General features: G+C 60.9%; 13 protein-coding genes. 7 read left to right on the top strand and 6 right to left on the bottom strand.

From position 1 onward, the window contains the following. Positions 1-61 precede the first annotated feature (61 nt). A complete protein-coding gene (locus ICY20_RS19655) occupies positions 62-307 on the bottom strand; it encodes a hypothetical protein (protein ID WP_159955450.1) in 246 nt (81 codons plus the stop codon). A gap of 34 nt (positions 308-341) precedes the next feature. After that, positions 342-683, bottom strand: coding sequence for an antibiotic biosynthesis monooxygenase family protein (locus tag ICY20_RS19650; protein ID WP_122772563.1), 342 nt, complete (start codon positions 681-683; stop codon positions 342-344). Between the two features lie 327 nt (positions 684-1,010). Here ICY20_RS19650 and ICY20_RS19645 point away from each other — a divergent pair, with 327 nt between their 5' ends. Beyond that, on the top strand, positions 1,011-1,940 hold the full coding sequence (locus tag ICY20_RS19645; RefSeq protein WP_194938394.1) for an AraC family transcriptional regulator: 930 nt from the start codon (positions 1,011-1,013) through the stop codon (positions 1,938-1,940). Positions 1,941-2,062: 122 nt separating this feature from the next. On the opposite strand, the gene ICY20_RS19640 is transcribed toward ICY20_RS19645, so the two are convergent. From ICY20_RS19640 to edd, 4 genes are all read right to left on the bottom strand, one after another. Further along, positions 2,063-3,544, bottom strand: a complete 1,482-nt coding sequence (locus tag ICY20_RS19640) for an ATP-binding protein (RefSeq protein ID WP_194938393.1) — start codon at positions 3,542-3,544, stop codon at positions 2,063-2,065. Continuing rightward, on the bottom strand, positions 3,534-4,310 hold the full coding sequence (locus tag ICY20_RS19635) for a response regulator (protein ID WP_228758503.1): 777 nt from the start codon (positions 4,308-4,310) through the stop codon (positions 3,534-3,536). Before ICY20_RS19635 ends, ICY20_RS19640 begins: the two co-directional genes overlap by 11 nt. Positions 4,311-4,395: 85 nt before the next feature. Continuing rightward, positions 4,396-5,352 carry a glucokinase gene (locus ICY20_RS19630; RefSeq protein WP_194938392.1) on the bottom strand — a complete coding sequence of 319 codons (957 nt, stop codon included), beginning with the start codon at positions 5,350-5,352 and terminating at the stop codon, positions 4,396-4,398. Then, complete coding sequence (edd, locus tag ICY20_RS19625; RefSeq protein ID WP_159955442.1) at positions 5,349-7,175, bottom strand: phosphogluconate dehydratase; 1,827 nt, start codon at positions 7,173-7,175, stop codon at positions 5,349-5,351. The genes ICY20_RS19630 and edd overlap by 4 nt, the downstream gene beginning before the upstream one ends. Positions 7,176-7,396: 221 nt before the next feature. Here edd and gap point away from each other — a divergent pair, with 221 nt between their 5' ends. The 6 genes from gap (at position 7,397) to ICY20_RS19595 (ending at position 14,158) form a co-directional block, all read left to right on the top strand. Further along, positions 7,397-8,398, top strand: a complete 1,002-nt coding sequence (gene gap / locus ICY20_RS19620) for a type I glyceraldehyde-3-phosphate dehydrogenase (protein WP_016975496.1) — start codon at positions 7,397-7,399, stop codon at positions 8,396-8,398. A gap of 193 nt (positions 8,399-8,591) precedes the next feature. Beyond that, positions 8,592-9,110 (top strand): RNA polymerase sigma factor, encoded by a 519-nt coding sequence (locus ICY20_RS19615; protein WP_159955440.1) that lies wholly within the window; start codon positions 8,592-8,594, stop codon positions 9,108-9,110. Positions 9,111-9,172: 62 nt separating this feature from the next. Further along, positions 9,173-10,141 (top strand): FecR family protein, encoded by a 969-nt coding sequence (locus ICY20_RS19610; protein ID WP_159955438.1) that lies wholly within the window; start codon positions 9,173-9,175, stop codon positions 10,139-10,141. Between the two features lie 112 nt (positions 10,142-10,253). Next, entirely contained in the window at positions 10,254-12,824 is a 2,571-nt protein-coding gene (locus tag ICY20_RS19605; RefSeq protein WP_159955436.1) for a TonB-dependent receptor, read from the top strand. 137 nt (positions 12,825-12,961) lie between these two features. Beyond that, positions 12,962-13,570 carry a biliverdin-producing heme oxygenase gene (locus ICY20_RS19600; RefSeq protein WP_159955434.1) on the top strand — a complete coding sequence of 203 codons (609 nt, stop codon included), beginning with the start codon at positions 12,962-12,964 and terminating at the stop codon, positions 13,568-13,570. 186 nt (positions 13,571-13,756) lie between these two features. Beyond that, positions 13,757-14,158, top strand: coding sequence for a YbaN family protein (locus ICY20_RS19595; RefSeq protein ID WP_159955432.1), 402 nt, complete (start codon positions 13,757-13,759; stop codon positions 14,156-14,158). The last annotated feature ends 65 nt before the right edge of the window (positions 14,159-14,223 follow it).

Here is a 14,223-nt window from a genome sequence, read left to right as displayed (position 1 = left end):
TTCAACTGACACTGCGCATTCGCGAGCAAGCCCGCTCCCACATTTTGATCAGCGGCGAGATTTAGAAAGTGGCTGGCGCCCAGGCCAACTGGCCCTCTTCATCCACATCAACCAAGCGTTCAAGCTGCAACGCAGCCGCATCATCGGCATCAGACGCCGTCTTGAACGTCTGCCCCTCAAGGATCTTGTGAAAGCGCGGTGCGCCCATGCCATCGAGTCCCTTGACGGCGACGGCGGCGCTGTAGCCACCCTCCCCCGGAACAACGGCGGAAACAGCTTCGTGGTGGGCAAATGCTTTACGTGCCATGTTGCAGGTCCTGGCCAATGAGAAGTCGGCCATTCTAACCTGCCAGTTGCAGGTACTCGCCATAGGCATGGGCGGCGGATGTGTCAGTGAAGGTCTGGAAGTCCATGCTGCGCACGACCATGTCATTCAACAGTTCAGTAAAGATCATCAAGGCCGGCGAGTTGAAATAGGCGCTCATCGCCTGCTCGCTGCTCCAGAAACCCGAGACCAGCCACACATCGGGGTCAACCTGGGAATGCTGCAACGAAAATTGCAGGCAACCCTGAGCCTGGCGGCCGGGTTCGATCAAACTGCTCAAGCGTGCACCAAGCTCGGTGCTGCACCCGGTACGGGCGCGGATAAAGGCCATATGGCTCGCGGGAATGGGGGTGGACATGTTCGACTCTCCCGTTGAGAAGTGATGCTCGGCAAGCACTGTGAGGGTGTGTTGCCACAGGATCAAAGATAACGGCGACGGTGCGAGCGCGGTTAGTCGATTCCTGCCGGCTTATTGCACAATCCTGCGAGAAGCGTAGAGAAGACGTTTGGGCCCCGGCGTTTATTCCATGGCCATACGCTTTGTTTCAGGACGATGACGGCCGATCTGCTTGCCCAATTCACGATACGCCGCAGAATCAGGCAAGGATTGAGCAGAATCGAAGTAACACTGTTTGAAAAGTCACCGCTAAGCTGAGCCCATCGAAAAGCCTGTAGAGGACGCCCCATGCCGTCGCCTGATCATCAGTCCATTCCCCTCGACGCCGAGATGGAAAAGCAGCGCGCCGAACTGGCCAGTATTGTGCAGCGGCATACCTGGGAGGACGGCTCCTACGGCACCGCCATCACCTCGCTGTTCCTCAACCGCCACAATGCGCCACGTGACTTCATGCCAGTGCTGGTGGAGCCGGCCTTGTGCATCCTCGCCAGCGGCAGCAAGGAAGTGCGTCTGGCCGATGAAATCTTTGCCTATGACCCGCTCAATTACTTAGTGTTCTCGGTGGCAATGCCAGTGGCCGGGCGCATCATTGAGGCCACGCCAGAGGACCCGAACCTGTCGGTGCGCATCAATATCGACCCGGCGCAACTCACCGCGCTGATCGCCGAAGCCGGGCCGATGGGCGTGCCCTCGCGCCCGACTTCCCGTGGCATGTATGTCGACCGTATCGACCACGCACTGCTCGACGCGGTGCTGCGTCTGGCGCGTTTGCTGGATACGCCCAAAGACATCGCCATGCTGGCGCCGTTGATCAGCAGGGAAATCCTCTACCGCCTGTTGCGCGGGCCGCAGGGTTATCGGCTGTACGAAATTGCCGTGGCCAACAGTCAGAGCCATCGTGTGAGCCAGGCGATCAAGTGGCTGAACGGCAACTACGAACAACCACTGCGCATTGATGACCTGGCCAAGGAAGTGAACCTGAGCGTCTCGACCCTGCACCACCGCTTCAAGGCGATTACGGCCATGAGCCCGTTGCAGTATCAGAAGCAGTTGCGCTTGCAAGAGGCCCGGCGTTTGATGATTGCCGAAGGGTTGGAAGCGTCGGCGGCAGGGTACCGGGTGGGGTATGAAAGCCCGTCGCAGTTCAGTCGGGAATACAGCAGGTTATTCGGTGCGCCGCCCCTAAGAGACCTCGCCAGACTGCGCCAAACCATCTGACACACCGCTGATCAAAATGTGGGAGCTGGCTTGCCTGCGATGGCGGTGGGTCAGTTGGCCAATTTGGTACTGACATACCGCCATCGCAGGCAAGCCAGCTCCCACATGGGTTCCGTGTGTATTCAGTCCAGGCCACGGGGCAGTTGCAACGTCACCCGCAAGCCGCCTTCGCGCAAATTCTGCAAACTCACCTCGCCCCCATGGCTGTGGGCAATGTTTCGCGCAATCCCCAACCCCAGGCCATAGCCCTGTTGCTGCCCGGCCAGCCGAAAGTGCGGCTCGAAGACCTGCTCCAAACGCTGCTCCGGTACCCCTGGCCCTTCGTCATCCACATGCAGGATGAATTCAGCGCCATCATCCTCAATATGCAAATGGGCGTTCTGCCCGTACTTCAGTGCATTGTCGATGAGGTTGCCGATACAACGCTTGAGCGCCAACGGCTTGCCAGGGTAGGTGGTCAGGGCTCGGCCGTGCTGGGTCACGCGACCATTGCCATTGGGCGCCAGGTAAGGCTCCACCAGGCAATCGAGCACATGGTTGAGATCCACCGGCTCGATGTTCTCGTGGATATCCGTGTCTTTCACGCATTGCAGCGCGCCTTTGACCAGCAACTCCAACTCATCCAGGTCGCGGCCGAATTTGGTTTGCAGGTTTTCGTCTTCGAGCAGTTCCACCCGCAGGCGCAGGCGGGTAATGGGCGTGCGCAAGTCGTGGGAAATCGCGCTGAATAATTGGCTACGCTCGGTGAGGTAGCGGCTGATGCGTTCGCGCATGGCGTTAAAGGCGCGGCCCACTTCCACCACTTCGCTGCCGCCGCCTTCGGCCACAGGCTCCACGTCGGCGCCCAGGGACATATCTCGCGCCGCCCGCGCCAAGCGCTTGAGCGGCCGGCTCTGCCAATGCACCAACAGGCCGATAAACAACAGCAGAAAGCCACTGGTCAGCACGATAAACCACACCTGCTGGGACGGCAGGCCTTGTTCCTCAAGGCTGGTGTAGGGCTCGGGCAATAGCGAAGCGATATACAGCCATTCGCCGGGGGCGAGTTGGATCTGGGTGACCAACACCGGCGGGTTCACCGGTTCCAGGGTCAAGGCGTAGTGGGCCCAGGAGCGTGGCAATTCATCGAGTTTCAAGCCGGCATTGAAGATGCGCAGGTCTTCGGCGCTGACGAACTCCACCGAGATATGTACGTCGGCGCCCAGGGTTTGACGCAGCACTTCGTCCACGGCCACCAGCACGGCTTGTTTGCGCGGTGTTTCCGGCAGCACCTGCATATCCAGCGGGCGGTCATTAAGGGTCACCACAAATCGCGTACCGCCCATGCTGCGCAATTGGTCCAGGACCAACGGGCGATAGGCAACCGGCAACGAGCGGAAATAACTCACGCTGGCGGTCATCGAGTGCGCCAGGCTGCGGGCACTGGTGACCAGGCCTTCAAGCTGTGTGGCGCGCAATTGCGAAACCCAGATCACGCTGGACAACGCCTGGGCGAACAGCACCGCGAGCAAGGTAAGCAGCAACATGCGCCCCAGCAACGAGCGCGGTACCGGAAAGCGCCGGCGACGCTCGCTCAGGTGTTCGCCCAGTTGCTCAGTGCGCATTGCCGGCAACCACACTGGCTGCCAGTTGGTAACCGCTGCCGCGTACGGTGCGGATCAGCCTCGGCGGTTTTTCGGTATCGCGCAGGCGTTGGCGCAGGCGGCTCACGGCCATGTCGACGATACGGTCCAGCGGCATCAGGTCGCGACCACGGGTGGCGTTGCCAATAGTGTCGCGGTCGAGGATCTGTTGCGGGTGGTCGAGAAACAATTTGAGCAGGGCAAAATCGGCACCGGAGAGGATCACCTCTTCGCCATCCACATGGAACAGGCGGTGGCTGATCATATCCAGGCGCCATTCGTCGAACACCAGCACGTCACTGCTGCCCTTTTGCTCCTGGCCAAACTGGGCACGGCGCAACAAGGCCTTGATCCGCGCTTGCAGCTCGCGGGGGCTGAAGGGTTTGCCGATGTAATCGTCGGCGCCCAGCTCAAGGCCGATCACCCGATCGGTCTCGTCGGAGCTGGCGGTGAGCATGATGATCGGCACCTGGGCCTGGCGTGGGTGCTGGCGAATCCAGCGGCAGAGGCTGAAGCCGTCTTCGTCCGGCAGCATCACATCGAGGATGACCAAGTCGCACGGCGCCTCGTTCATCGCCTGGCGGAACCCCGCACCGTCCGGCACGCCACGCACCTGGAAACCGGCGCGACTGAGGTAGGTTTGCAGCAATTCGCGGATTTCCTGGTCGTCGTCGACGAGGAGAATGGATTTACTGATTACGCTCACGGGGGCCTCCTTGTTGTTATGGGGTGTTTCTGAGGGCCTCATCGCGGGCAAGCCCGCTCCCACATGCTGACCGTGTGAACCCGATCAACTGTGGGAGCTGGCTTGCCTGCGATAGGGCCATCAATGCCTACGCAAAAGCCTGCTCAAGCGCCACACCCGCCCCGGTCAACCCGGAATACGGCGCCGTCACCAACCACACCGGAATGCCCTTGAAGTAGTCACTCATGCAGCCCTTGTCACGAAAGCTCTTGGCGAAACCACTGACGATAAAAAAGTCGGCAAACCTCGGTATCACCCCGCCCACGATATACACGCCACCGCGTCCACCGGTGGTCAGCACATTGTTACCGGCCACCCGGCCCAGCCAGATGCTGAACTGGTCCAAGACTTCCATGGCCACCGGGTCGCCGGCCAGGCCGGCAGCGGTGATGGCTTCGGGTGTATCCAGCACCGGCGTGTGGCCGTCTACCGCACAAATCGCCCGGTACAGACGCGGCAAGCCGCCACCGCTCAAGGCGGTTTCGGCGCTGACATGGCCGATTTCGGTGTAGATGTGCTGCCACAGCTGGGTTTCACGCGGGCTGCTCAGGGGCAGGTCGACATGGCCGCCCTCCCCCGGCAGCGCTGCAAAGCGGCCACCGCCCAGGTCCAGCAGGGTGCCGACACCCAGGCCGGTGCCCGGGCCGATCACCACCGCCGGGCGCAATGGCTCCGGCGTGCCTTCGCAGACCACACGGAATTCGTCGGGCTTGAGGCGGGTCATGCCCAGGGCCATGGCCGAGAAGTCATTGACCAGCAGCAGCTCATCTACCTGCAAGGTTTTGCAAAACGCGGTCTTGCTCAGGCGCCAGTGATTGTTGGTGAACTTGAATTCATCGCCACTCACCGGCCCGGCCACTGAGAGGCACACGGCGCCGATGGCACCGATTTCCAGGCCTTCTTCCTTGAGGTACACCTTGATGGCGTCCTCAGGGCCTGGGTAATCCGCCGTGGCGTGCACGCGGATCGAATGCAGCTCCTGGTCCCGCCACAACGCAAAACGGGCGTTGGTTCCACCAATATCACCGACCAGCGCAAGCTTCACTTAAGCGTCTCCAAGGCAGAGGTAAAGGCGCTGGCGCCTTGCTCTGCGGAGCTTGCGGCCAAGCGCATAAATGCAAACAGCTCGCGACCGGCCCCCACGTTATTGCCCAACAGGCCCGTGGCAGGCGCGCGCGCTGCAAATTCTTCGGCGTCCACCTTAAGCTCCAGGGTGCCCTTCACGCCATCGACGCGAATGATATCGCCATCACGCACCCGCGCCAGTGGCCCGCCGCTCTGGGCTTCGGGGTTGACGTGAATCGCGGCGGGAATCTTACCCGACGCGCCGGACATACGCCCGTCTGTCACCAACGCCACTTTGAAACCACGGTCCTGCAATACGCCAAGGAACGGGGTCATCTTGTGCAGTTCGGGCATGCCGTTGGAGCGCGGGCCCTGGAAGCGCATCACCGCGACGAAGTCTTTTTCCAACTGGCCGGCCTTGAAAGCATCGGCCAGGTCTTGTTGGTCCTGGAACACCACCGCCGGTGCTTCGACGATCTGGTGCTCAGGGGCCACGGCGGAGACTTTCATCACACCTCGGCCGAGGTTGCCTTCCATCACGCGCAAGCCGCCTTCCGGCGAGAACGCACGGGCCACCGGGCGCAGGATGGTTTCGTCGAGGCTTTCGATGGGGCCGTCGCGCCAGATCAGTTCGCCGTCCACCAGGAACGGTTCCTGGGTGTAGCGGCTCAGGCCCTTGCCCGCCACGGTGTTGACGTCTTCATGCAGAAGGCCGGCTTCAAGCAGTTCGCGGATCAGGAACGACATGCCGCCCGCCGCCTGGAAGTGGTTGATGTCGGCCTTGCCGTTTGGATACACGTGGGACAGGGTCGGCACTACCTCGGAGAGGTCGGCCATGTCGTCCCACGTCAAAATGATGCCCGCCGACATGGCGATGGCCGGCATGTGCAAGGTGTGGTTGGTGGAACCACCCGTTGCGTTGAGCGCGATGATGGAGTTGACGATGGACTTCTCGTCGACGATCTCGCCAATCGGTGTGAAGCTGCCGTTGGCCTTGGTCAAGCGCGTGACCTGGTGCGCAGCCTCGCGGGTCAGCGCATCGCGCAGCGGCGTGTATGGGTTGACGAAGGAGGCGCCCGGCAGGTGCAGGCCCATCACTTCCATCAGCAATTGGTTGGTGTTGGCGGTGCCGTAGAAGGTGCAGGTGCCAGGGCTGTGGTAGGACTTCATCTCCGATTCCAGCAGCTCTTCGCGGGAGGCCTTGCCTTCGGCGTAGCGCTGGCGCACATCAGCTTTTTGCTTGTTGGAGATACCCGACGGCATCGGGCCGCCCGGCACGAAGATCATCGGCAAGTGACCGTAGCGCAGCGCGCCCATCATCAAACCGGGGACGATCTTGTCGCAAATACCCAGCATCAGCGCAGCGTCGAACATGTTGTGGGACAGCGCTACCGCCGTCGACATCGCAATCACTTCACGGCTGAGCAAGCTCAGCTCCATGCCGGGCTCGCCTTGGGTCACGCCGTCGCACATCGCGGGGGTGCCGCCGGCGAACTGGCCGACCGAGCCAACTTCGCGCAGGGCTTTCTTGATTTGTTCGGGGAAGTGCTCGTACGGCTGGTGCGCCGAGAGCATGTCGTTATATGACGAAACAATTGCCACGTTGGCGGCATTCATCATACGCAGGCTATTTTTATCTTCAGTGCCGCAACCGGCCACGCCGTGGGCGAAGTTGGCGCATTGCAGCTTGCCGCGCATCGGACCGTCGCTGGCTGCGCCGCGAATAAGCGCAAGGTAAGCCTCGCGGGTGGCGCGGCTACGGGCGATAAGCCGTTCGGTGACCTCAAGAACGCGGGGATGCATGTGTAGAACTCCAGGCTAACGGATGTGGCGACCTGAGTGTCTATGCTGATCAAACGCCCGCAGCGCATGGGATGGCAGGGTGTCGTTTGAATCATCGGACCAGTTGATTCAGGTCACTCGTTGTAGATTGAACAAAATATTGCCACTAAAAAGGCTTGTTTTCTATTTTTATGCGAATAATCTTGTAATTCTTACAACAAATCGACGACAGGCACTTTCCAATGACTCTTCGTATCGCAATCAATGGTTTTGGCCGTATTGGCCGTAATGTCCTGCGCGCACTGTATACCCAAGGCTACCGCCAGGATCTGCAGATCGTCGCCATCAACGATCTGGGCGATAGCTCGATCAATGCTCACCTGCTCAAATACGACACCGTGCATGGCACTTTCGAAGCAGAGGTCGCCCACGATCAGGAAAGCCTGACCGTCAACGGTGACCGGATCGCCGTCAGTGCCATTCGCAACCCAGCCGACCTGCCGTGGGCTGCGCACAAGATCGACGTGGTGTTCGAATGCACCGGTCTGTTCACCGACCGTGACAAGGCGGCTGCCCATATTACCGCCGGCGCACGCAAGGTGATCATTTCCGCTCCGGCTAAAGGTGCCGATGCCACCGTGGTCTACGGTGTGAACCATGACATTCTGCGTCAATCCCACCAGATCATCTCCAACGCCTCGTGCACCACCAACTGCCTGGCGCCGGTTGCCCAGGTACTGCATCGCGAACTGGGCATCGAAAGCGGCCTGATGACCACCATCCACGCCTACACCAACGACCAGAACCTGACCGACGTCTACCACACCGACCCGTACCGCGCGCGTTCGGCCACCCAGAACATGATCCCGAGCAAGACCGGCGCCGCTGAAGCGGTAGGCCTGGTGCTGCCGGAACTGGCCGGCAAGTTGACCGGCATGGCCGTGCGCGTGCCGGTGATCAACGTGTCGCTGGTCGACCTCACCGTGCAGTTGAAGAAAGAAGCCACTGCCGAACAGGTCAACGCGCTGCTCAAAGACGCCAGCCAACACTCGAAGATCCTCGGCTACAACACCCTGCCGTTGGTTTCCAGTGACTTCAACCACAACCCGTTGTCGTCGATCTTCGATGCCAACCACACCAAGGTCAGCGGCAAATTGCTGAAAGTACTGGCTTGGTACGACAACGAGTGGGGCTTCTCGAACCGCATGCTGGATAACTGCCTGGCGCTGTGCAACGCCGAGTAACTGCCAGCGAAGATTCCCTGTGGGAGCTGGCTTGCCTGCGATGGCATCACCTTGGTCTGACTGACAGACCAAGGTGCCTGCATCGCCGGCAAGCCCGGCTCCCACAGGGATCTGCGGTGTACATCAAAGTGCTACTTGCCATTTCAGTTGATGATAAGCATTATCATTAACTGCATATCGGTCTGGTATCACTGTGAGCCAATCACGCTTCAATCAAGTCTTTCTTACCCAACGGGTAATTCTGCTACGCACCTTGCAGCGGATGGTGAATAACCACAGCACCGCCGAGGACCTGTTGCAGGAAACCTACCTGCGCGTCACCCGGGCCCTGAGTGAACGGCCCATCGATCACCTCGAACCCTTCGTCTATCAAACCGCCCGCAACCTGGCGCTGGATCACCTGCGCTCGCGTCGCATCCAGGCCCGCACGTTGCAGGAAGATGTCCCGTTGGATGTGCTGCAAAGCGTTGCCGCCCCCATCAGCACCCCCGAAGATGCGACCCAGGCCGAGCAAATGCTTGAAGCGCTGAGCGTCAGCCTGGGCCAGTTGAGCGCGCGCCAGCAGCAAATCTTTATCCTCAGCCGCCTGCATGGGTGCAGCTACCAGGAGATTGCCGATCAGTTGGAGGTGTCCTTGAGCACGGTGCAAAAGGAGCTGAAATTGATTATGGCTATCTGCGTAGGTGTGGCCCAAAGGTTAGATCGGTCGTAAGCTTCATCCGACCCGAGCTGTAGGAAAGTTGATTAAAACGTGGCGAAGACCCGAGGCACACCGTGACGGACCCGATCAAACCGCCCCCCCATGAGCTCGCTCATGAGGTGTTGCAAGACATGGCTATGGACCAAGCCCTCGACTGGCTGATCGCCCTGCAGTGCCCGCAGCCTGGGCAACAGGCCGAGTTTGAAGCCTGGCTCGCCAGCGACCCAGCCCACGCCGCCGCCTTCGCCAAGGCTCAAGCCGCCTGGGGTGGCGCGCCAGTGCACAGTGCTGCCGTCGCGCTGGCCGCCCCTCGCAAGCCGAGCGCCTGGCGCCGGATCAAACCGCATTGGAAACCCCTGGCCACCGCCGCCGTGCTGCTGATTGGCCTGTTCAGCTTCAGCAACCTGCCGGTGCGCCTGCAAGCCGACCACCTCACCGTGGTAGGCGAACGCCAACGGTTGCAATTGGACGATGGCTCGAAAGTACTGCTCAACACCAACTCGGCGTTTTCCAGCAGCATCAAGGACCATCAACGCATCGCCCGCCTCTACCAAGGCGAAGCATTTTTCGAAATCCTGCCCACCCATGGCCTGCCCCTGGAAATCGACGCAGGCCCGGTACGCGCCAGCGTGCGCGATACCGACTTCGCCGTGCGTTACCTCAACGGCGAAGCGCAGGTGCAGGTGCAGCGCGGCAACGTGGACTTGAGCAACACCGTCAACGACGCCCGGGTACGCCTGAGTGCCGGTGAGAGTATCCGCATCGGCCCTAAAGGCTTCGGCCCACCGGCCAAGCTCGACGCCAACAAGGACATGGCCTGGGTGCAAGGCCGGCTGATCTTCGAAAACTGCCCGATGAGCGAAGTGCTCGCCGAGCTGCGCCGCTATTACCCTGGCTGGATCGTCAACACCAACGACAGGCTTGCCAATGTCGCCGTCACCGGCAACTACCGCCTCGACCAGCCTCTGGACGTGGTGCGCTCCCTGGCACACATCACCTCGGCCAAGCTCACGGAATACCCCGCGCTGGTGATCTTGAACTAAATGAGAATTATTTTTACTCGATAGCTTCCTACGGTACGTCTCGTCTTAGCCAATGCAACTGATTCCTATTTTCTCAGTTCGCAACTATAAGATTCGTACCCGGAGCGCTCCGATGTCCTCTCGTTTCAACCGCCGGTCTCCTTCGCCCGTCCTGTCGTTGCTGACCGCTGCCATCTTGCTGGCCGGCGCGCCGGTGATGACCGCCACCGCGGCCGAACCCGCGCCACGCAGCCACAGCAACTACAACTTCAGCATCGAACAGCAACCACTGGTCTCGGCACTCAACGCCTTTACCGCCGTGACCGGCTGGCAAGTCGGCCTGCCGGCAGAGCTGGGCCAGGGTGTGTCGTCCCCTGGCGCGCGCGGCCCGCTGTCGCCGGAAAAAGCCCTGGACCAGTTGTTGGTCGGCACCAACCTGAGCTACCGCAAACTCGGCAATAACAACATCGTGCTGGAAAAACGCGCTGCCGGCAGCACCCTCAACCTGCAACAGGTGACCATCAGCGCCACCCGTCATGAGCAGGATGTAACCAGCGTACCGAGCACCGTCAGCGTGCACGATCGCCAGGAACTGGACCGCCTCAACGTCGGCAACAGCCGCGACCTGGTGCGTTACGAGCCGGGCGTCTCCGTCGGTGGCGCTGGCACGCGCTCCGGCAATGCCGGTTTCAATATCCGTGGCATCGACGGCGACCGCATCCTCACCCAGGTCGATGGCGTCGAAGTGCCCGATCACTTCTCCAACGGCCCTTACGCACAAACCCGCCGCAACTACGTCGACCCGGAAATCGTCAAGCGCGTCGAGATCCTGCGCGGCCCGGCCTCGGCCCTGTACGGCAGCAGCGCCATCGGCGGCGCCGTCAGCTACTTCACCCTCGACCCCGACGACATCATCAAGCCCGGCCAGGACGTGGGCGCCCGCCTCAAGACCGGCTACAGCTCCGCCGACGAAAGCTGGCTGACCTCCGGCACCGTCGCCGGCCGCGTGCAGGACTTTGACGGTTTGCTGCACCTGAGCCAGCGCAACGGGCACGAGACCGAAACCTACGACGGCAACAACGCCACAGGCCTGAACCGCACCGGCGCCAACCCGGAAGACGCGCGCACCACCAACGTGCTGGCCAAGCTGGGCTGGAACTACGGCGATGACAACCGCCTGGGCTTTACCTATGAGAAGTACAAGGACGACCGCGACACCAACCAGAAAAGCGCCGTAGGCGGCCCCTACAACACCGGTTTCAATAGCAACCTGTACCGTGCCCGCGCGGGCAACGACACCATCACCCGCGAGCGTTTTGGCCTGGAAAACAGCATCGCCGTCGACACCCTGTTTGCCGACCGCATCAAGACCAGCCTCAATTACCAGATCGCCAAGACCGACCAGACCACCGTCGAACACTACGTGTCAGGCGCACGCAACTTGCAGCGCAACCGGCAGACGCTCTACGAAGAAAAACAATGGGTGCTCGATGCCCAGTTGGACAAGGCATTTGCTATCGGTGACACCGACCACGTAGTCACCTACGGCACCACAATCAAACAGGCGAAAGTCACCGGCTCCCGTACCGGCAGCGCCACGTGCCTGACCGTCAGCGCCTCTTGCCCTGCCATCGGCGGCCCGAGCACCAACCTTAACGACCGCGTCGTACCGGCCAGTGACTTCCCGGACCCGACCATCAACACCTACGCCCTGTTCGCCCAAGACCAGATCAGTTGGGGCAAATGGACCTTCCTGCCCAGCGTTCGTTATGACTACACCCAACTCAAGCCCAAGCTGACCGAGGACTTTCTCAACGCCACCGACCCGAATCGGGAGTTTGCGCACGACGACAGCCCCAAGACCTGGCATCGCGTCTCGCCCAAATTCGGCCTGACCTACGCCCTGACCGACAACTACACCTGGTTCGGCCAGTACGCAGAAGGTTTCCGCACGCCGTCAGCCAAATCCCTGTATGGCCGCTTTGAAAATCTGCAGGAAGGCTACGTGGTAGAGCCCAACTCGAACCTCAAGCCCGAAAGCAGCAAGAGCTTTGAAACCGGCGTGCGCGGTAACTTTGAGTCAGGCAACTTCGACGTGGCGGTGTTCTATAACAAGTACGACAACTTCATTAACGAAGATGCCGTGCAGCTATCCCCCACCGGCGCCGTATACAAGCCCAGCAACATCAAACGCGCCACCATCAAGGGCGTAGAAGCCAAAGGCCGCCTGAACCTCGACGCCTTCGGTGCACCGCAGGGCCTGTACACCCAAGGTTCGGTGGCCTACGCCTACGGCCGCAACGATGACACCGGCGAGCCGATCAATAGCGTCAACCCGCTCAAGGGCGTGTTTGGCCTGGGCTACGAGCAGGATAACTACGGCGCGCTGGTCAGCTGGACGCTGGTCAAGAAGCAAAACCGTGTCGACAGCGCCACCTTCTTCTCCCCCGACGGTGACACCACCAAGGCCCCGTTCAAGACCCCAGGCTTTGGCATCGTCGACCTGACCGGTTTCTACAAGGTCACCGAGGACGTCACCCTCAACGGCGGCATCTACAACCTGACCGACAAGAAATACTGGAACTGGGACGACGTGCGCAGCTTCGACAGCGTTGGCGAAGCAGGGGTGACCGCCCCCGCCAACATCGACCGCCTGACCCAGCCCGGCCGCAACTTTGCGATCAACCTGATCTGGGACATCTGATAACGCCGCGCCCTCACCTTGTCGAAACTTCCTCGACGGGGTGAGGATTTTTTACTGTGCCGCGTCTTCTTGTTCGTCTAGTTGATAACAGCTCTCTTTTGAGCAAAAAGGCGCTCCCCTTCTCAAGGACTTTTTTCATGACCGCACCCACCCCCGCAGAACGCCCAAGCCTGCGCTCCCAGCGCCTGAACCAGATCACCAACGAGCCGCACACCAAGCTCGATGCGTTGGTAAAAGCTCACGCCCCGTTTGAGACTCAGGCCAACTTTGCCCGCTTTGTGGTGGCGCAATACCTGTTCCAGTCCGAACTGGTAGCCCTGTACACCGATGCCGAACTGATCAAGATCGTTCCCGACCTGGCCGCACGCTGCCGCGCCGACGCCGCCAAGCTCGACCTGGCCGACCTGGACACCGAAGTGCCTGCGCCCGTAGCTGGCGCGGTGAAAAACCCGAGCAAGGCTGAAGCCCTGGGTTGGTTGTTTGTGTCCGAAGGCTCCAAGCTGGGCGCCGCATTCCTGATCAAACGCGCCGTGGGCCTGGGCCTGAGCGAAACCTTCGGCGCCCGCCACCTGGGCGAGCCGGCCGGTGGTCGTGCTGAAGGTTGGAAGAGCTTTACCCGAACCCTTGATGGCCTGGAATTCAGCGCCGAGGAAGAGGCTGCCGTGGAGAAAGGTGCGGTCGATGCGTTTGTGCGCTTCACCGTCTTGCTCGAACAGGCGTACGCTAACGCCCCTGAACTGGCCTGATTCCTGAAATTGGAATGTATTCCAATGTGGGAGGGGCGGTGCGACGATTCGACTTGCCCCCGATGGCAGTGTGTCAGTGACCGATAAGTTGACTGATACACCGCTATCGCAGGCAAGCCAGCTCCCACACTTGACTGCATTTCAACCCAGATAATCTGTAATTTTTCCCATCAGATAAGCTTCACCATGACCGGCAAACCCCAATCCACCTCAAAAATCGCCCGAATCCTCTTCGGCCTGCTGGCCTACGTCAGCCTGGGCATTGGGTTGGTGGCGATTGTCATACCCGGTTTGCCCACCACTGAATTCATCCTGCTCGCTGCCTGGGCCGCCACCAAAAGCTCGCCGCGCCTCAGCGCCTGGCTAGAAAACCACCGGTTGTTCGGGCCCATCCTGTCCAACTGGCGCAACGGCAAGATCATCGCTCGCCGGGCCAAGGTCAGTGCCACCGTGAGCATGTTGCTGTGCGCCACCCTGATGCTGGTGATGCTCGACCACGGCTGGCCGATCTACCTGGCCATTGCCGGCATGAGCCTGGGCAACCTGTGGATCTGGTCCCGCCCGGAACGGCTCGCACAGCCCGTATAGCGCGACATGTAGGGCATTTCCTACCGCTCATCGCCTCCTCCTCATGAAACATCGTGCTGCGCCGA

Source organism: Pseudomonas pisciculturae (genome assembly GCF_015461805.1).
Classification (GTDB): Bacteria; Pseudomonadota; Gammaproteobacteria; order Pseudomonadales; family Pseudomonadaceae; genus Aquipseudomonas; species Aquipseudomonas pisciculturae.
Note: the sequence above shows the minus strand (reverse complement) of the source record. Positions and strands in the feature narration are given on the sequence as shown.